Below are 16,364 nucleotides of genomic sequence, written 5' to 3'. Positions count from 1 at the left end.
TTCAGTTCCCCTGCCCTTTTACGGAGTTCTCATCAAGAATGCGGTACTCGGCGCTGCGGGCGTGGGCGCTCAGCGATTCGCCACGGGCCAGCACCGAGGCGGTCTTGCCCAGTTCGGAAGCACCCTGCTCGGAGCAGAAGATGATCGAGGAGCGCTTCTGGAAGTCATACACCCCCAGCGGCGACGAAAAGCGGGCGGTGCCGGAAGTCGGCAACACGTGGTTGGGCCCCGCGCAATAATCGCCCAGCGCCTCGCTGGTGTGGCGGCCCATGAAGATCGCGCCAGCGTGGCGGATCTGTGGCAGCCAGGCTTGCGGATCGGCAACCGACAACTCCAGGTGTTCCGGCGCGATGCGGTTGGCGACTTCGATGGCCTGTGCCATGTCATCGACCTTGATCAGCGCCCCACGGCCGTTGATCGAGGTGTTGATGATCTCGGCGCGGTCCATGGTCGGCAGCAGCTTGTCGATGCTGGCGGCGACCTTGTTGAGGAACTCGGCGTCCGGGCTGACCAGGATCGCCTGGGCGTCTTCGTCGTGCTCGGCCTGGGAAAACAGATCCATGGCGATCCAGTCCGGATCGGTCTGGCCGTCGCACACCACGAGGATTTCCGAAGGGCCGGCGATCATGTCGATACCGACCTGGCCAAACACGTGACGCTTGGCGGTGGCGACATAGATATTGCCCGGCCCGACCACCTTGTCCACCCGTGGCACGCTTTCGGTACCGTAGGCCAGCGCAGCAACGGCCTGGGCGCCGCCGATGGTGAACACCCGGTCCACCCCGGCGATGCAGGCGGCGGCCAGCACCAGTTCGTTGATTTCACCCCGCGGGGTCGGGACGACCATGACCACTTCCGTCACGCCGGCGACCTTGGCCGGGATGGCGTTCATCAGCACCGAGGACGGATAGGACGCCTTGCCGCCCGGCACGTAAAGACCGGCGCGATCCAGCGGCGTGACTTTCTGGCCCAGCACCGTGCCGTCGGCTTCGGTGTAGCTCCAGGAATCCTGTTTCTGCCTTTCGTGATAATCACGCACCCGCGACGCGGCTTTTTCCAGGGCTTCGCGCTGGGGCACGGTGATCCGGGTCAGGGCCAGCTCCAGGCGCTCGCGCGGCAGGATCAGGTCGGCCATGGACGCCACTTGCAGGCCGTCGAATTTCTGGGTGAATTCCACCAGGGCGGCATCGCCACGCTCGCGCACAGCCTTGATGATGTCCAGCACCCGCTGATTGACCGAGTCGTCAGACACGCTTTCCCAGCTCAGCAGATGATCCAGATGATGTGCGAAATCCGGATCGGCAGCGTTGAGTCGGCGAATCGAAGTGGGAGCGGTCATAGCGAGGGCCTCATTAATGGCAAATGCTCAGGCGCCCTAAGCTACCAGTCCATTCGCGTGGGCACCTGAGAAAATTGGCTATGACACGGATAGACGGGCGCGACTCGAGGTCGCGCAGGTGAATCAGCCGCGGTGTCGCGATTCCACTGCCTTGCGCAGGGTATCGATCAAAGCCTGGATACGAGCATGCTGCATTTTCATCGACGCCTTGTTGACGATCAACCGGGAGGTGATGTCGGCGATGAAATCCTGGGGCTCCAGACCATTGGCCCGCAGGGTGTTGCCGGTGTCGACCACGTCGATGATCTTGTCCGCCAGGCCGATCAGCGGCGCCAGCTCCATCGAACCGTACAGCTTGATGATGTCGACCTGACGGCCCTGCTCGGCGTAATACCGCTTGGCAATGTTGACGAACTTGGTCGCCACGCGCAAACGCCCCTTGGGCTCCGGCGCGCCGACTTTACCGGCGGTCATCAGCTTGCAACGGGCGATCCGCAGGTCCAGGGGTTCGTACAGGCCCTGGCCGCCGTATTCCATCAGCACGTCCTTGCCGGCAACGCCCAGGTCGGCGGCACCATGTTCCACATAGGTCGGCACATCGGTGGCACGCACGATCAGCAAGCGCACGTCGGCCTGGGTCGTGGGGATGATCAGCTTGCGGCTCTTGTCCGGATTCTCGGTCGGCACGATGCCCGCTTCAGCCAGAAGCGGCAGGGTGTCGTCAAGGATGCGGCCCTTGGACAGTGCGATGGTCAACATGGGAAACGTCAGTCCTTATCAAGGTACTCATGCCCGGTCGCAAGCGGCGCCGGACACACATCGAGGGTGCAACCACCCTCGAATGAAACGAAATCAACGGATGCGTCCCTGCATCCATGCAACCAGAACTAGCCCGGTACGCGGCGGATCTTGGCGCCAAGCATCTGCAGCTTCTCTTCGATGCACTCATAACCACGGTCTATGTGGTAGATGCGATCGATGAGGGTATCGCCTTCGGCAACCAGGGCCGAGATCACCAGGCTGGCCGAGGCCCGCAGGTCGGTGGCCATGACTGGCGCGCCCTTGAGCTTCTCGGTGCCAGTGACGATGGCCGTGTTGCCTTCGACCTGGATCTTGGCGCCCATGCGGTGCAGTTCGTAGACGTGCATGAAACGGTTTTCGAAGATCGTCTCGATGACCGCGCCCGTGCCTTCGGCAATGGCGTTGAGGGAAATGAACTGCGCCTGCATGTCGGTCGGGAACGCCGGGTATGGAGCGGTCCGCACGTTGACAGCCTTGGGGCGCTTGCCGTGCATGTTCACTTCGATCCAGTCTTCGCCGCAGGTGACTTCGGCACCGGCTTCCTTGAGTTTCTCCAGGACGGCTTCGAGGATGGTCGGATCGGTGTCCTTGACCTTGACGCGACCACCGGTGACGGCAGCGGCCACCAGGTAGGTGCCGGTTTCGATCCGATCCGGCATTACCTTGTAGGTGGCCGAATGCAGGCGTTCGACGCCATCGATGGTGATGGTGTCAGTGCCGGCACCGCTGATCTTGGCGCCCATGGCGATCAGGAAGTTCGCCAGGTCGACCACTTCAGGCTCGCGGGCAGCGTTCTGCAGCACGCTGCGGCCCTTGGCCAGTGCGGCGGCCATCATGATGTTCTCGGTACCGGTCACGCTGACGGTATCGAAGAAGAAGTGCGCGCCGCGCAAGCCGCCTTCCGGCGCCTTGGCCTTGATGTAGCCGCCTTCGACGTCGATCACCGCGCCCATGGCTTCCAGGCCGCGGATGTGCAGGTCCACCGGACGCGAGCCGATGGCGCAACCGCCAGGCAAGGCGACTTCGGCTTCACCGAAACGGGCGACCATCGGGCCCAGTACCAGGATCGACGCACGCATGGTCTTCACCAGTTCGTACGGGGCGATCAGGGTCTTGATGGTGCGTGGGTCGATCTCGACGCTGAGCTTCTCGTCGATCACCGGCTCGATGCCCATGCGGCCGAACAGCTCGATCATCGTGGTGATGTCGTGCAGGTGCGGCAGGTTGGCCACGGTCACAGGACCATCGCACAGCAGGGTTGCGGCCAGGATTGGCAGGGCGGAGTTCTTTGCCCCGGAAATACGGATTTCGCCATCAAGACGAACGCCGCCGGTAATAATCAGTTTATCCATAAGAATCTCGAGGCCCTTGGGCTCAGGTGCGCTCGGCCCAGGCCGCGCTGCTGAAAAATTTCATCGTGACCGCGTGGATGCTGCCATCGGCAATCCATGGGTTCAAATGGGCATAGATGCTCTGCTGACGCTTCACTGGGCTCAATGCCGCCAGTTCATCGCTGATCACGTTCAGCTGGAAGTTGCAGCCTTCGCCTTCAACTTCCACCTGCGTACCAGGCAGCTTTCCTTCAAGGAAGCTCTTCACTTCTACAGCCTGCATGCTCAACCTCAATCGGCGCCCTGTGCGCGCGGGTCGCACATCATACAAAAAAGCCCCGCGCCTGCGAACCCCGCGAAGCAGGACTCTGACGGGGGGACTTTTCCGACAATGTGGGTCAGGAGTGCGCCAACAGCTCGGTCAGCTCGCTGACCTGGGCTATTTCGCGCATGTCTTCGGGCATCCCACGGATGCTCCACGTTTTGCCGGCCGCCTGGGCGTCCCGCATGAAGCACAGCAGCAGCGACAAGCCGACACTGCTGGATTTCTGCACCGCCGAGCAGTCAATGACCACCTCGGCGGCACCGACGGACTTGATCAGCGCCTGGCCCTGCTTGCGCAAGGCAGGGCCGGTGCGGTAGTCCAGCACGCCACTGAGCAGCAGCTCACCCGCGCCGCCCAGACGAACGGCCGACTCACTCACCGACTCGATCATTGTTCCTGCTTCTCTTTGGCTTCTTCGGTCACTTCCTTGGCCTTGGCGACTTCGCCGGCCCAACCGTCGATGGTCTTGTCCAGGTCGTTGCCATTGCGCTGCATCGCATCGGCGAACTGATCGCGGAACAGCTTGCCAATGTTGATGCCATTGATGATCACGTTGCGCACCTTCCACTCGCTGTTGATCTTCTCCAGCGTGTAGGAGACAGGGTAGACCGCGCCGTTGTTGCCCTTGACCTGCATGTCGACGCTGGTGCGGGTGCCGCTTTCGTCCTTGGCCGGGGAAACGGTGATGCCCTGGTTGTTGTATTCCAGCAAGGCGTTGCCATAGAACTGCATCAGGCTGCGCTTGAAGTTCTCCTGGAAGCGGGTCATCTGCGCCGGGGTTGCCTTGCGCGAGTACTTGACGGTCATGATGCTCTTGGAGATGCCATCGGCGTCCACCACAGGGCCGACGATGCCGTTCAGCGCATCATAGAACGCGCTGGGGTCTTGCTTGTACTTCTCTTTATTGGCGGCAAGGTCCGCCAACAACCGGGTGGTCGTGTCCTGGATGATGTCATGGGCCGAAGGCGCGGCCACGGCGTTGGCCATCAACGGCAGCGCCGCGAGCAGCACCAACAGGCTACGTCGCAAGATAGAGATCATTCAAAAGCTCCTCATTTGGCGTCTTTGCTAACGGTATTGAGCAGGAATTTACCGATCAGGTCCTCGAGCACCAGGGACGACTGCGTGTCATGGATGACCCCGCCGTCCTTGAGCACGGTGTCTTCTCCTCCCACGCTGATGCCAATGTATTTCTCGCCCAGCAGCCCGGCCGTGAGGATAGATGCCGTGGAGTCAGTCGGCAGGTTGTCCACGCGCTTTTCCAGCTGCAGCGTCACCCGACCGGTGAAATCCTCGCGGTTCAGATCGATTGCCGTGACCTTGCCGATGGTCACACCGGCCATGGTCACCTTGGCTCTGACCGTCAAACCGGCGATATTGTCGAAGTTGGCATAAAGTTTATAAGTATCGGTGCTTGCCGTCGGCGCCAGTCCACTGACCCGCAAGGCCAGCAGCAGCAAAGCCAGGATGCCAGCCAGCAAGAAAAGGCCGACACCGATTTCCAGGGTGCGGTTTTGCATCAGAAATCTCCAAACATCAAGGCGGTCAGAATAAAGTCAAGGCCCAGGACCGCCAGCGAGGCGTACACCACGGTCTTGGTTGTGGCACGGCTGATCCCCTCTGAAGTGGGGTCACAGTCATAGCCTTGAAACACGGCGATCCAGGTCACGACGAACGCGAACACGGCACTTTTGATCACGCCATTGAGGACATCGTCGAGGAAGTCGACGCTGTTTTGCATGTTCGACCAGTAGGAACCTTCATAGACCCCCAGCCAGTCGACGGCCACCCAGGAGCCGCCCCAGATCCCCACAACGCTGAAAATCATCGCCAGCACCGGCAGGGAAATGAAGCCGGCCCACAGGCGCGGGGCAATGATGTACTTGAGCGGGTCGACACCGATCATTTCCAGGCTGGACAGTTGCTCGGTGGACTTCATGTTACCGATTTCAGCCGTCAGCGCCGAACCGGCCCGCCCGGCGAACAGCAGCGCCGTCACCACGGGGCCGAGCTCGCGCAGCAGCGTCAGGGCGACCATCTGCCCGACCGCCTGCTCCGAACCGTAGCTGGACAAAATGCTGAAGCCCTGCAGCGCCAACACCATGCCAATGAAGATCCCGGAGACCACGATGATCACCAGGGACATCACGCCCACCGAGTGCAACTGCTTGACCAGCAGGCCAAAGCCGCCGCCTGTCGCGTTGCGACCGAGCAGGGCGTGCATCAGGAACAGCGAGGAACGGCCCAGCACCGCCACCACATCGATGCCGGAGCGACCAAACAGACGAACTCTTTCCAACAGTGACTTCTTGCGCATCAGCGCTTCCCCAGCAGATCGGTACGGTAATCCGTGGCCGGAAAATGGAATTCCACCGGGCCGTCCGGATCACCCTTCATGAATTGGCGAATACGCGGGTTGTCCGAATCCGCCAGTTCCTGCGGTGTGCCCTGCCCCAGCACCTGGCCATCGCCGACCACATAGATGTAGTCGGCAATGCTGGCGGTTTCGGCCAGGTCATGGGAGACCACGATACTGGTGATGCCCAGCGCATCGTTGAGCAGGCGGATCAGGCGCACGAGTACACCCATGGCGATCGGGTCCTGGCCGACGAAGGGTTCGTCGTACATGAGGATCTTCGGATCGAGGGCAATCGCCCGCGCCAGCGCGACCCGCCGCTTCATGCCGCCGGACAGCTCGTCCGGCATCAGGTCGATGGCGCCGCGCAGCCCGACGGCCTGCAACTTGAGCAGGACGATGTCGCGGATCATTTCTTCCGGCAGGTCGGTATGGACCCGCAGCGGAAACGCCACGTTCTCGAACACATCGAGGTCGGTGAACAGCGCGCCGCTCTGGAACAGCACGCCCATGTGCTTGCGTGCATCGAACAGGTCGCTGCGAGACAACTGGGGAAGATTCTGGCCATTGACCCAGACTTCGCCGGCGCTGGGACGCAACTGCGCGCCTATCAGCCGCAGCAGCGTGGTCTTGCCACACCCGGAGGGCCCCATGATGCCGGTGACCTTGCCCCGTGGTATGCGAATATCGATGTCATTGAAAATGCTGCGCGTCCCTCGCTTGAAGGACAGTCCCTTCAGCTCGACCGCGTAGGCGTTGTCGGCACTCATCTAAACTCCTTGCGATGCAGCCTCACATTCGAATGCCCTGGGCAGCCGACAAGCGCCGGTACCGCCGGGCACGCGAACCGGCGGCGAACTATATCACTGCAACAGCCAAGCGCCCAAGGCCAACGCCCCGCCCGTTAAGCCTGGCTTAAGGTAAAAGCCACATTTTATGTCAAACGTTGCGGCCCCTTGAACAAAGCATGACGAACTTACGTGAGGGAATTGTTCATTACCGCTATAATCGCCGCCTTTTCATCGGGCTATACGATTCCAGACATGAGCCAATCCAGCGACCTGATTCAATCGGCACAACGTACCATCCGCCTCGAGCTCGAAGCCGTGCAAGGCTTGTTGCCCCATATCGACGCTGATTTCGTACGCGCCTGCGAGATGATTCTGGCCAGCAAGGGCCGCGTGGTCGTGGTCGGCATGGGCAAGTCCGGGCACATCGGCAACAAGATCGCCGCCACCCTCGCCAGCACCGGCACCACGGCCTTTTTCGTCCACCCGGCCGAAGCCAGCCATGGCGACATGGGCATGATCACCCGGGACGACATCATCCTGGCCCTGTCCAACTCCGGCTCCACCAACGAGATCATCACCCTGCTGCCGCTGATCAAGCGCCTGGGCATCCAGTTGATCAGCGTGACCGGCAACCCCGACTCGCCGCTGGCCAAGGCCGCCGAAGTGAACCTCAATGTCAATGTCGAGCACGAAGCCTGCCCGCTGAACCTGGCACCGACCTCCTCCACCACCGCGGCACTGGTCATGGGCGATGCCCTGGCCGTGGCGCTGCTGGAAGCCCGGGGCTTCACCGCGGAAGATTTCGCCTTTTCCCATCCCGGTGGCGCCCTCGGCCGTCGCCTGCTGCTGAAAGTCGAAAACGTGATGCACGCCGACCAGGAACTGCCGCAGGTTGTGCGCGGCACGCTGCTCAAGGACGCGCTCATGGAAATGACCCGCAAGGGGCTGGGCATGACGGTGGTCCTGGAGGCCGACGGCAAGCTCGCCGGGATCTTTACCGACGGCGACCTGCGCCGCACCCTGGACCGCACCATCGACATCCACAGCGCGACCATCGAGCAGGTCATGACCCCCCACGGCAAGACCGCCCGCGCCGAGATGCTCGCCGCCGAGGCCCTGAAAATCATGGAAGACCACAAGATCAGCGCCCTGGTGGTCGTCGATGACGAAGACCGTCCGGTGGGCGCCCTGAACATGCACGATCTGCTGCGTGCGGGAGTCATGTAAATGAACACAGACCTGTTGCAACGCGGCAAAGCCATCAAGCTGGCCGTCTTCGATGTCGATGGCGTGCTGACCGACGGTCGCCTGTACTTCCTCGAAGACGGCAGCGAATTCAAGACCTTCAATACCCTCGACGGCCAAGGCATCAAGATGTTGATGGCCGCCGGCGTGCAGACCGCTATCATCAGCGGCCGCAAGACCCCGGTGGTCGAACGGCGTGCGAAGAACCTCGGCATCCCGCACCTTTACCAGGGGCGCGAAGACAAACTGGTGGTGCTGGACGAGCTTCTGGGTCAACTCAACCTAAGCTATGAACAGGTGGCCTACCTCGGTGACGACCTGCCAGACCTGCCGGTGATTCGCCGGGTCGGCCTGGGCATGGCGGTCGCCAACGCGGCCAGCTTTGTCCGCGAGCATGCCCACGGCATCACCACGGCGCGAGGCGGCGAAGGTGCGGCCCGTGAATTCTGTGAACTGATCCTGCGCGCCCAGGGCCGCCTCGAAGCGGCCAACGCCGCGTACCTGTGAGCCATTTATGCTGAGCAAAAAGATTCGCACCATTGTGGTGTTTGCCTGTATCGCGGCGATTTTCGCCGCGGTGGGCTATTGGAACATCAGCCCCGAACGCTTTCTCGACCAGCCTGCGGCCCAGGTCGAGGAACGGATCGACTGGTACGCGACCAACACCCACACCCTGCAGTACCTGCCCGACGGCAAAGTGCAATATGAGATGACGTCCGACAAGGTTGACCACGTAAAGGCCACTGACATTACGCTGGTCACCAAGCCGGACCTGAACATGTTCCGCGGCACCGAATTCCCGTGGCACGTGCAGAGCGAGCACGCCGAAGTCAATTCCGGCGGCACCGAAGTGGAATTGATCGACTCGGTACGCGTCGCCCGAACCGACGAGAAAAACCGCACGACCATCATCACCAGCACACGCATGACCGTGTTCCCACAGCAAGAATATGCGCAGACCGAGCAACCCGTTAGAATCGACGGCGCCGGGGGTGTATCGACCGGCACGGGCATGAAGGCGTATTTGAAGGAAAGCAGGATACACCTGCTATCGAACGTAAGAGGACAGTATGAAGCTCGCTAAAACCCTCCCTATTTTGCTCAGTCTGGGCGCAGCACTGGGAAGCGCGAGCGCCTGGGCTCTTCCCAACGACCGCGACCAACCTATCCGCATCCAGGCCGACGACGCCCAACTCGACGACAAGAATGGCGTCGCCACCTATAAAGGTGACGTGATCATCACCCAGGGCTCGATGAAGGTCACCGGCAACACCGTGACCATCACCCGCACCCAGTCCGGCGACATCGACGTGGTGACCTCAGTGGGCAACCTGGCCTATTTCGAGCAACTGCAGACTGCGGGCGACACCAAGCCAGTACAGGGCTACGGGGTGACCATCCAATACCACGCCTCCCAGGATCGCGTGGTCCTGATCGACCGCGCCAAGGTCGTCGACAAGGACAACAACGTCACCCAGGGCGAGAAAATCGTCTACGACACCAACAAGAAACTCGCCAGCGCCGGCCGCGCCACCGGCAGCAAGGTGACCGAGCAGCGTCCGCGGATCGATATGGTGATCCAGCCTAAAAAGAAAACCGAGCAGAAGGCCCAGTAATGGCAACTCTGAAAGCCCAGCACTTGGCCAAGAGCTACAAGGGCCGGCAAGTCGTGCGTGATGTCAGCCTGTCCATCGACAGCGGCCAGATCGTCGGCCTGCTCGGCCCCAATGGCGCGGGCAAGACCACCTGCTTCTATATGATCGTCGGCCTGGTCCAGGCCGATCAGGGTCGCGTGCTGATCGACGACCTGGATGTCAGCCACCAGCCGATGCACGGCCGGGCGAAGGCCGGCATCGGCTATTTGCCGCAAGAAGCGTCGATCTTCCGCAAACTGTCGGTTGCCGACAACATCATGGCGATCCTCGAGACCCGCAAGGAGCTCGACAAGGCTGGCCGTCGCCAGGAGCTGGAAAGCCTGCTGCAGGAATTCCACATCAACCACATTCGCGACAACCTGGGCATGAGCCTGTCGGGCGGCGAACGGCGCCGTGTGGAAATCGCCCGCGCCCTGGCCACCGCACCGAAATTCATCCTGCTCGACGAACCGTTCGCCGGCGTGGACCCGATCTCGGTGGGCGACATCAAGCAGATCATCCATCACCTCAAGGCCAAGGGCATCGGCGTGCTGATCACCGACCACAACGTGCGCGAGACCCTGGATATCTGCGAAACCGCCTACATTGTCAATGACGGCCAATTGATCGCCGAAGGTGACTCCGCCGCGATCCTGGCCAACGACCTGGTCAAGGAAGTGTACCTGGGCCATGAGTTCCGCCTGTAAGCACACGTGTCTGGCGAATTGCCCGGGCGTCGTTTAACTTTATTATGGCGACGCTCTAGGCAAACACTTCGGTTTCAGGCATATAATTTGCTTAAGTTTGGCGCTCCGGCGCCCTGTAGTGGATGGCGCATGTGCGCCGGCGAATAAGGTGTTAAGCCCCTGCCATGAAACCATCGCTAGTCTTGAGAATGGGCCAGCAGCTGACGATGACACCGCAGCTGCAACAGGCCATCCGCCTGCTCCAATTGTCGACCCTGGACCTGCAACAGGAAATCCAGGAGGCCCTGGAGTCCAATCCGATGCTCGAACGCCAGGAAGAAGGCGACGACTTCGATAACACCGATCCGCTGGCCGACAACGTCGAGCAGAAGACCAACACCGAGATCCCGGAACCGTCCTACCAGGAAGCCGCCCCGACGGTGGATAACCTCGAGGATGGCGAATGGAACGAGCGCATCCCCAACGAGTTGCCCGTGGACACGGCCTGGGAAGATGTCTACCAGACCAGCGCCAGCAACCTACCCAGCAGCGATGATGACGAGTGGGACTTCACCACCCGCACCTCGGCCGGCGAAAGCCTGCAAAGCCACCTGCTGTGGCAACTGAACCTGGCGCCGATGTCCGACACCGATCGCCTGATCGCCGTGACCCTGATCGACTGCATCAACAACCAGGGCTACCTGGACGAGACCCTCGAAGAAATCCTCGAAGCCTTCGACCCCGAGCTCGACATCGAGCTGGACGAGATCGAAGCCGTCCTCCATCGCATCCAGCAATTCGAACCGGCCGGCATCGGCGCCCGCAACCTGGGCGAGTGCCTGCTGCTGCAACTGCGCCAGTTGCCTGCCAAGACACCATGGCTGGCCGAAGCCAAGCGATTGGTCACCGATTACATCGACCTGCTGGGCGGTCGCGACTACAGCCAATTGATGCGGCGCATGAAGCTCAAGGAAGATGAGCTGCGCCAGGTCATCGAGCTGGTACAGAGCCTCAACCCGCGTCCCGGCTCGCAGATCGAATCCACGGAGCCTGAGTACGTTGTCCCCGATGTGATCGTGCGCAAGCACAACGATCGCTGGCTGGTGGAGCTCAACCAGGAGTCGGTGCCCAAGCTGCGGGTCAACGCCCAGTACGCCGGCTTCGTCAAGCGCGCCGACACCAGCGCCGACAACACCTTCATGCGCAACCAGTTGCAGGAAGCCCGCTGGTTCATCAAGAGCCTGCAGAGCCGCAACGAAACCCTGATGAAAGTGGCCACCCAGATCGTCGAGCATCAGCGCGGCTTCCTGGAGTACGGCGATGAGGCGATGAAACCGTTGGTCCTGCATGACATTGCCGAGGCAGTGGGCATGCACGAGTCGACGATTTCCCGGGTGACCACCCAGAAATTCATGCATACCCCCCGGGGCATCTATGAATTGAAATACTTTTTCTCCAGCCATGTCAGCACCTCCGAAGGCGGCGAATGCTCGTCCACGGCCATCCGCGCGATCATCAAAAAACTGGTGGCCGCGGAAAATCAGAAAAAGCCGTTGAGTGACAGCAAGATCGCTGGTTTACTGGAGGCACAAGGCATTCAGGTGGCCCGCCGTACCGTCGCCAAATACCGCGAATCCCTCGGGATCGCGCCTTCGAGCGAACGCAAGCGGTTGATGTAACAGGCCACGCCACAGCGTTCCAGTGGCAGGCATTTCTGCCTGCCGCTTTATGCACTGGCAACGAAGGAGAAGCTGTATGCAAGTCAACATCAGTGGACACCAACTGGAAGTGACCGAACCCCTGCGCACCTACATCGGCGAAAAACTCGACCGGTTGGAGAGGCATTTCGACAAGATCACCAACGTGCAAGTCACGATGAACGTCGAGAAGCTGCTGCAGAAAATCGAAGCCACGCTGCATATTCCCGGCGGAGAAGTGGTTGCCAACGCAGAGCACACAGACATGTATGCCGCGATTGACCTGCTGACCGACAAGCTGGATCGCCAACTCAAAAAGCATAAGGAAAAGACCCAGAGCCTCCTCCAGGGCGCGACCGGTCGTTAACCCCCCCAATCCATGATCCGACTAGAAACCATCCTGACCCCCGGCCGTTCCCTAGTGAACGCGCCGGGCGGCAGTAAAAAGAAAGCCCTCGAACAAACTGCCAACCTGATCCACCGCGAAGTGCCGGATCTGGGAATGCAGGATGTCTTCGAGGCGCTGGTTGCCCGTGAAAAACTCGGTTCCACCGGTTTTGGCAACGGCATCGCCATTCCCCATTGCCGCCTCAAGGGTTGTACCGCGCCCATCAGCGCACTGTTGCACCTTGAAGCCCCCATAGATTTCGACGCCATCGACGGCGCCCCGGTCGACCTGCTGTTCGTATTGCTGGTTCCGGAAGCGGCGACCGATGCGCACCTCGAGCTGCTGCGCCAGATCGCCAGCATGCTGGACCGCAAGGAAGTGCGCGAAAAACTGCGCAGCGCGCCAAGTAACGAAGCTCTGTACCAGGTGGTCCTGGACGAGCAGAACGGTCATTAAACATGCGCATGATCATCGTCAGTGGCCGCTCCGGCTCCGGTAAAAGCACGGCCCTCAACGTGCTTGAGGACAGCGGCTACTATTGCATCGATAACCTGCCCGCCGGCCTGCTGCCGGAACTGGCCGAGCGCGCCCTGATCCACACCGAGCTGGCGCAGCCGCTGGTGGCGGTGTCCATCGATGCGCGCAACCTGCCGAGCCACCTCTCGCGCTTTCCCGAACTGCTGGAGGAAGTGCGCAGCCGGCATATTCAATGCGATGTGTTGTACCTGGATGCCGACGAGGAGACGCTGCTCAAGCGTTTTTCCGAAACCCGTCGGCGTCACCCGTTGAGCAACGCCAACCGCTCCCTGGCCGAAGCCATCGAGGATGAAAGCCAACTATTGGGGCCGATCGCCGACCTGGCGGACCTGAAGGTCAACACCACGCACCTGAACCTGTATCAGTTGCGCGACACCATCAAGCTGCGCCTGCTGAACCAACCGGAGCCGGGCACGGCGTTCCTGGTGGAGTCGTTCGGCTTCAAGCGTGGCATGCCGGTAGACGCCGACCTGGTGTTCGATGTGCGTTGCCTGCCCAACCCTTATTGGAAACCGGAACTGCGCGAGCAGTCCGGGCTCGATCAGCCGGTGATCGACTACCTGGCCGCACAGCCGGACGTCGAGGAAATGTACCAGGACATCTCCAGCTACCTGCTTAAATGGCTACCCCGCTTTGCCGCGAGCAATCGCGCCTATGTCACGATCGCCATCGGCTGTACCGGCGGTCACCACCGCTCCGTCTACCTGACCGAACGCCTCGGCCAGCTCCTGCAAAAATCCCTGAAGAATGTCCAGGTTCGCCACCGCGACCTCAGCTAAAGGATTCACACCGCGATGCCTGCTCAGGAAATTGAAATCATCAACAAGCTGGGCTTGCATGCCCGAGCGTCGGCCAAGTTTGTCGGAGTCGCGGGACAGTTCAAGGACGCCACCATCAGGGTCGGCCGCACGCCGGAGTCCACGGTCGACGGCAAAAGCATCATGGCGATGATGATGCTCGCCGCCGGCAAGGGCACCAAGATCTACCTGAGCACCGAAGGGGATCAGGCGAAGGAAGCGATGGATGCCCTGGTGGACCTGATCAACCGATACTTCGACGAAGGCGAATAACCCCTGTGGCGAGGGGATTTATCCCCGCTGGGGTGCGAAGCAGCCCCCCAAAAAAGGGCCCATACAATCGACCAGAGATACCGCGAGAGTAGGTTTTTGGGCTGCTTCGCAGCCCAGCGGGGATAAATCCCCTCGCCACAAATGGTCCCTTCCTACGGATGGTCCCTGTCACACAGATTCCCCCTGTCACGCCAACGCCGTATCCAGCACCATCATCAGGCAAAACCCCACCAACAACCCCAGGCTCGCCAGCTTCTCGTGACCATTGCGGCGGGATTCGGGAATGACTTCGTGGGTCACCACCAGCAGCATCGCCCCAGCCGCCAACGCCAGGCCCAGGGGCAAGAGCAGCTCGGCCAGGCTCACCAACCAGGCGCACAGCAGCGCGAACACGGGCTCGACCAACCCTGACGCCGCGCCAATCAGGAAAGCCCTGACCCGCGACATGCCCGCCGTAGCCAGCACCAACGCGATCACCAGCCCTTCGGGGACATCCTGCAAGGCGATGCCCATCGCCAGGCTGTCGGCATCCGGCATGCCGCCGCCCGCCGACACACCCACCGCCATGCCTTCTGGAATGTTGTGGGCGATGATGGCGAACACGAACAACCAGATCCGCGGCGCTATGATCGGACGGCCTGGCGCCGCCACCACCCTTTCCGGGCTGGCCGAGACCTTGCGGTCCACCAGGTACAGCCCGAACGCCCCCGACAGAATGCCAAAGCAGATAAGGCCGCTGGCTGCCCAAGGCGTGAATCCCAACTGCTCGGCCGCGGCAATGCCCGGCACGATCAGCGAAAACGCCGTGGCCGCGAGCATCACTCCGGCACCGAAGCCCAGCAGCGAATCGCTCACGGTCTGGGGCATGCGCCGGATGACCAGCACCGGCACAGCCCCCAGCGCGGTGCCCAAGGCACAAAGTCCGCCGCCTTGCAGGGCTCGCAACAGCCTGGGCTCCAGGTCCAGCCACGCCAGGCCCTGGGCCGCCAACAACGTCATCCCGGCCAACAGCAGCAATGACCCCAAGGCATAGCGGAACATCCGCCCGCTTCCAATCGCCAGTGTTTGAGTATCCATAGTCAGCCTTGGAGGGTGTTCATGAAGGACTCGACGCCAGCGCCGCCTGATAGCGCCGGGCGACTTCAGGCCAATTGATCACGTTGTAGAAGGCGCTGATGTATTCCGGACGACGGTTCTGATAGCGCAGGTAGTAGGCATGCTCCCAGACGTCCAGGCCAAGAATCGGCGTGTTGCCATTCATCAGCGGACTGTCCTGGTTGCCGCTGCTTTCCACCACCAGGGTCTTTTGCGGGGTCACGCTCAACCACGCCCAGCCGCTGCCGAAACGGGTCAGTGCCGCTTTGGTGAACGCTTCCTTGAAACGCTCGATACCACCCAGTTGCGCATCGATCGCCGCCGCCAGGGCGCCCTCGGGCAGGCCGCCGCCCTGGGGCGTCATCACCTCCCAGAACAACGAATGATTGGCATGGCCACCGCCCTGGTTGATCACCGCCGCCTTCAGGCTGGGCGGCAACTGCTCCACGCTGGACACCAGTTTTTCGACGGGCCATCCGGCGTATTCGGTGCCGTCCACCGCCGCGTTGAGGTTATTGATATAGGTCTGGTGGTGCTTGGTGTAATGGATCTCCATGGTTTGCGCATCGATGTGCGGTTCCAGGGCGTCGTAGGCGTAGGGCAATGCAGGCAAGGTAAAAGCCATGTTCAATGAACTCCATGATGAAGAGGAGCATTGCGCTGCCGGGACGTAGCGGCATTGCAATGCAGCAGGCGCTGGGTGCGTGGGTACTCACCGTGCTCGCTGATGAAATTCAGCAGTTCGACGTAGGTCTTGTGGCTCTGGCGTTGCGCGGCGGCGCGCAGGGCCGGTGCCAGGCGTTCGTCCTGCATCGTCTGCAACAACCGTTGGTGGATCGCACACAAATATTCGGCGCTCTCCTCCGGTTGGTTCAGGCGCAAGTGCAGGTCCGCCAGGTTGTGATGGGAGACGACGCAAGCAGCGACCGCTTCGTCGGCATCGGCCCAGCGCTCGAACAACACTTGGGCCAGCGCCAGGGCTTGCAGGTAGGCTTCGCGGGCATCCACCAGCTCGCCCAGCATGAAACAGCGATTGGCCCGTTCGATCGTACGTTTCCAGTGTTCCATG

General features: G+C 61.4%; 22 protein-coding genes. 10 read left to right on the top strand and 12 right to left on the bottom strand.

The genetic code is table 11. The features are described from left to right. Position 1: 1 nt before the first annotated feature. The 9 genes from hisD to BLP82_RS19145 form a co-directional block, all read right to left on the bottom strand. Positions 2-1,339, bottom strand: coding sequence for a histidinol dehydrogenase (hisD, locus tag BLP82_RS19185; RefSeq protein ID WP_092171569.1), 1,338 nt, complete (start codon positions 1,337-1,339; stop codon positions 2-4). Between the two features lie 123 nt (positions 1,340-1,462). Beyond that, positions 1,463-2,098: an ATP phosphoribosyltransferase gene (hisG, locus tag BLP82_RS19180; RefSeq protein ID WP_047228656.1), complete on the bottom strand. Its 636-nt coding sequence runs from the start codon at positions 2,096-2,098 to the stop codon at positions 1,463-1,465. 128 nt (positions 2,099-2,226) lie between these two features. Then, complete coding sequence (murA, locus tag BLP82_RS19175; protein WP_018614024.1) at positions 2,227-3,492, bottom strand: UDP-N-acetylglucosamine 1-carboxyvinyltransferase; 1,266 nt, start codon at positions 3,490-3,492, stop codon at positions 2,227-2,229. Positions 3,493-3,514: 22 nt separating this feature from the next. Beyond that, entirely contained in the window at positions 3,515-3,754 is a 240-nt protein-coding gene (locus BLP82_RS19170; RefSeq protein ID WP_007953556.1) for a BolA family protein, read from the bottom strand. Between the two features lie 115 nt (positions 3,755-3,869). After that, positions 3,870-4,175: an STAS domain-containing protein gene (locus BLP82_RS19165; RefSeq protein ID WP_092171733.1), complete on the bottom strand. Its 306-nt coding sequence runs from the start codon at positions 4,173-4,175 to the stop codon at positions 3,870-3,872. Positions 4,176-4,183: 8 nt separating this feature from the next. Continuing rightward, positions 4,184-4,837, bottom strand: a complete 654-nt coding sequence (locus BLP82_RS19160; protein ID WP_060739150.1) for an MlaC/ttg2D family ABC transporter substrate-binding protein — start codon at positions 4,835-4,837, stop codon at positions 4,184-4,186. 11 nt (positions 4,838-4,848) lie between these two features. Then, the gene (mlaD, locus tag BLP82_RS19155) at positions 4,849-5,316 is read right to left on the bottom strand and encodes an outer membrane lipid asymmetry maintenance protein MlaD (RefSeq protein WP_003178020.1); all 468 of its coding nucleotides are present in this window, start codon (positions 5,314-5,316) and stop codon (positions 4,849-4,851) included. Continuing rightward, the gene (gene mlaE / locus BLP82_RS19150) at positions 5,316-6,113 is read right to left on the bottom strand and encodes a lipid asymmetry maintenance ABC transporter permease subunit MlaE (RefSeq protein WP_092171564.1); all 798 of its coding nucleotides are present in this window, start codon (positions 6,111-6,113) and stop codon (positions 5,316-5,318) included. Before mlaE ends, mlaD begins: the two co-directional genes overlap by 1 nt. After that, positions 6,113-6,922, bottom strand: a complete 810-nt coding sequence (locus tag BLP82_RS19145; RefSeq protein WP_060739152.1) for an ATP-binding cassette domain-containing protein — start codon at positions 6,920-6,922, stop codon at positions 6,113-6,115. Before BLP82_RS19145 ends, mlaE begins: the two co-directional genes overlap by 1 nt. A 273-nt stretch (positions 6,923-7,195) precedes the next feature. Here BLP82_RS19145 and BLP82_RS19140 point away from each other — a divergent pair, with 273 nt between their 5' ends. The 10 genes from BLP82_RS19140 to BLP82_RS19095 all read left to right on the top strand — a co-directional run bounded on the left by BLP82_RS19140 (position 7,196) and on the right by BLP82_RS19095 (position 14,200). Next, positions 7,196-8,170, top strand: a complete 975-nt coding sequence (locus tag BLP82_RS19140) for a KpsF/GutQ family sugar-phosphate isomerase (RefSeq protein WP_092171560.1) — start codon at positions 7,196-7,198, stop codon at positions 8,168-8,170. After that, positions 8,171-8,695 carry a KdsC family phosphatase gene (locus tag BLP82_RS19135; RefSeq protein ID WP_060739154.1) on the top strand — a complete coding sequence of 175 codons (525 nt, stop codon included), beginning with the start codon at positions 8,171-8,173 and terminating at the stop codon, positions 8,693-8,695. It abuts the gene before it with no gap. A gap of 7 nt (positions 8,696-8,702) precedes the next feature. Continuing rightward, positions 8,703-9,272 carry an LPS export ABC transporter periplasmic protein LptC gene (gene lptC / locus BLP82_RS19130; protein WP_060739155.1) on the top strand — a complete coding sequence of 190 codons (570 nt, stop codon included), beginning with the start codon at positions 8,703-8,705 and terminating at the stop codon, positions 9,270-9,272. Further along, positions 9,259-9,804, top strand: a complete 546-nt coding sequence (gene lptA, locus BLP82_RS19125) for a lipopolysaccharide transport periplasmic protein LptA (RefSeq protein ID WP_092171556.1) — start codon at positions 9,259-9,261, stop codon at positions 9,802-9,804. The genes lptC and lptA overlap by 14 nt, the downstream gene beginning before the upstream one ends. Next, the gene (lptB, locus tag BLP82_RS19120; RefSeq protein WP_060739157.1) at positions 9,804-10,529 is read left to right on the top strand and encodes an LPS export ABC transporter ATP-binding protein; all 726 of its coding nucleotides are present in this window, start codon (positions 9,804-9,806) and stop codon (positions 10,527-10,529) included. Before lptA ends, lptB begins: the two co-directional genes overlap by 1 nt. A gap of 164 nt (positions 10,530-10,693) precedes the next feature. Next, complete coding sequence (locus BLP82_RS19115) at positions 10,694-12,187, top strand: RNA polymerase factor sigma-54 (protein WP_072410874.1); 1,494 nt, start codon at positions 10,694-10,696, stop codon at positions 12,185-12,187. A 76-nt stretch (positions 12,188-12,263) separates the two neighbouring features. Continuing rightward, the gene (hpf, locus tag BLP82_RS19110; RefSeq protein ID WP_003178005.1) at positions 12,264-12,572 is read left to right on the top strand and encodes a ribosome hibernation-promoting factor, HPF/YfiA family; all 309 of its coding nucleotides are present in this window, start codon (positions 12,264-12,266) and stop codon (positions 12,570-12,572) included. A 12-nt stretch (positions 12,573-12,584) separates the two neighbouring features. Continuing rightward, the gene (gene ptsN, locus BLP82_RS19105; RefSeq protein WP_092171551.1) at positions 12,585-13,049 is read left to right on the top strand and encodes a PTS IIA-like nitrogen regulatory protein PtsN; all 465 of its coding nucleotides are present in this window, start codon (positions 12,585-12,587) and stop codon (positions 13,047-13,049) included. 2 nt (positions 13,050-13,051) lie between these two features. Next, positions 13,052-13,909: an RNase adapter RapZ gene (gene rapZ, locus BLP82_RS19100; RefSeq protein WP_092171547.1), complete on the top strand. Its 858-nt coding sequence runs from the start codon at positions 13,052-13,054 to the stop codon at positions 13,907-13,909. A 15-nt stretch (positions 13,910-13,924) separates the two neighbouring features. Then, positions 13,925-14,200 carry an HPr family phosphocarrier protein gene (locus BLP82_RS19095; protein ID WP_092171543.1) on the top strand — a complete coding sequence of 92 codons (276 nt, stop codon included), beginning with the start codon at positions 13,925-13,927 and terminating at the stop codon, positions 14,198-14,200. Positions 14,201-14,386: 186 nt separating this feature from the next. Here BLP82_RS19095 and BLP82_RS19090 read toward each other — a convergent pair whose 3' ends face one another. From BLP82_RS19090 to BLP82_RS19080, 3 genes are read right to left on the bottom strand one after another with little or no spacing between them, the layout of a single operon-like run. Next, positions 14,387-15,277: a ZIP family metal transporter gene (locus tag BLP82_RS19090; protein WP_092171540.1), complete on the bottom strand. Its 891-nt coding sequence runs from the start codon at positions 15,275-15,277 to the stop codon at positions 14,387-14,389. Positions 15,278-15,296: 19 nt separating this feature from the next. Beyond that, complete coding sequence (locus tag BLP82_RS19085; RefSeq protein WP_060739162.1) at positions 15,297-15,920, bottom strand: superoxide dismutase; 624 nt, start codon at positions 15,918-15,920, stop codon at positions 15,297-15,299. A 2-nt stretch (positions 15,921-15,922) separates the two neighbouring features. Further along, a complete protein-coding gene (locus tag BLP82_RS19080; protein WP_092171538.1) occupies positions 15,923-16,363 on the bottom strand; it encodes a hypothetical protein in 441 nt (146 codons plus the stop codon). Position 16,364 lies beyond the last annotated feature (1 nt).

This window comes from Pseudomonas sp. NFACC37-1, from assembly GCF_900101575.1.
Lineage (GTDB): Bacteria > Pseudomonadota > Gammaproteobacteria > Pseudomonadales > Pseudomonadaceae > Aquipseudomonas > Aquipseudomonas fluorescens_AA.
The sequence above is the reverse complement of the archived record's forward strand: the minus strand, read 5'-3'. Positions and strand labels throughout refer to the sequence as shown.

Excerpts from the sequence above, each read along its gene's own strand:
- hisD (WP_092171569.1), bottom strand. The coding sequence starts at position 1,339 with ATGACCGCTCCCACTTCGATTCGCCGACTCAACGCTGCCGATCCGGAT.
- hisG (WP_047228656.1), bottom strand. The coding sequence starts at position 2,098 with ATGTTGACCATCGCACTGTCCAAGGGCCGCATCCTTGACGACACCCTG.
- murA (WP_018614024.1), bottom strand. The coding sequence starts at position 3,492 with ATGGATAAACTGATTATTACCGGCGGCGTTCGTCTTGATGGCGAAATC.
- BLP82_RS19170 (WP_007953556.1), bottom strand. The coding sequence starts at position 3,754 with ATGCAGGCTGTAGAAGTGAAGAGCTTCCTTGAAGGAAAGCTGCCTGGT.
- BLP82_RS19160 (WP_060739150.1), bottom strand. The coding sequence starts at position 4,837 with ATGATCTCTATCTTGCGACGTAGCCTGTTGGTGCTGCTCGCGGCGCTG.
- mlaD (WP_003178020.1), bottom strand. The coding sequence starts at position 5,316 with ATGCAAAACCGCACCCTGGAAATCGGTGTCGGCCTTTTCTTGCTGGCT.
- mlaE (WP_092171564.1), bottom strand. The coding sequence starts at position 6,113 with ATGCGCAAGAAGTCACTGTTGGAAAGAGTTCGTCTGTTTGGTCGCTCC.
- BLP82_RS19145 (WP_060739152.1), bottom strand. The coding sequence starts at position 6,922 with ATGAGTGCCGACAACGCCTACGCGGTCGAGCTGAAGGGACTGTCCTTC.
- BLP82_RS19140 (WP_092171560.1), top strand. The coding sequence starts at position 7,196 with ATGAGCCAATCCAGCGACCTGATTCAATCGGCACAACGTACCATCCGC.
- BLP82_RS19135 (WP_060739154.1), top strand. The coding sequence starts at position 8,171 with ATGAACACAGACCTGTTGCAACGCGGCAAAGCCATCAAGCTGGCCGTC.
- lptC (WP_060739155.1), top strand. The coding sequence starts at position 8,703 with ATGCTGAGCAAAAAGATTCGCACCATTGTGGTGTTTGCCTGTATCGCG.
- lptA (WP_092171556.1), top strand. The coding sequence starts at position 9,259 with ATGAAGCTCGCTAAAACCCTCCCTATTTTGCTCAGTCTGGGCGCAGCA.
- lptB (WP_060739157.1), top strand. The coding sequence starts at position 9,804 with ATGGCAACTCTGAAAGCCCAGCACTTGGCCAAGAGCTACAAGGGCCGG.
- BLP82_RS19115 (WP_072410874.1), top strand. The coding sequence starts at position 10,694 with ATGAAACCATCGCTAGTCTTGAGAATGGGCCAGCAGCTGACGATGACA.
- hpf (WP_003178005.1), top strand. The coding sequence starts at position 12,264 with ATGCAAGTCAACATCAGTGGACACCAACTGGAAGTGACCGAACCCCTG.
- ptsN (WP_092171551.1), top strand. The coding sequence starts at position 12,585 with ATGATCCGACTAGAAACCATCCTGACCCCCGGCCGTTCCCTAGTGAAC.
- rapZ (WP_092171547.1), top strand. The coding sequence starts at position 13,052 with ATGCGCATGATCATCGTCAGTGGCCGCTCCGGCTCCGGTAAAAGCACG.
- BLP82_RS19095 (WP_092171543.1), top strand. The coding sequence starts at position 13,925 with ATGCCTGCTCAGGAAATTGAAATCATCAACAAGCTGGGCTTGCATGCC.
- BLP82_RS19090 (WP_092171540.1), bottom strand. The coding sequence starts at position 15,277 with ATGGATACTCAAACACTGGCGATTGGAAGCGGGCGGATGTTCCGCTAT.
- BLP82_RS19085 (WP_060739162.1), bottom strand. The coding sequence starts at position 15,920 with ATGGCTTTTACCTTGCCTGCATTGCCCTACGCCTACGACGCCCTGGAA.
- BLP82_RS19080 (WP_092171538.1), bottom strand. The coding sequence starts at position 16,363 with ATGGAACACTGGAAACGTACGATCGAACGGGCCAATCGCTGTTTCATG.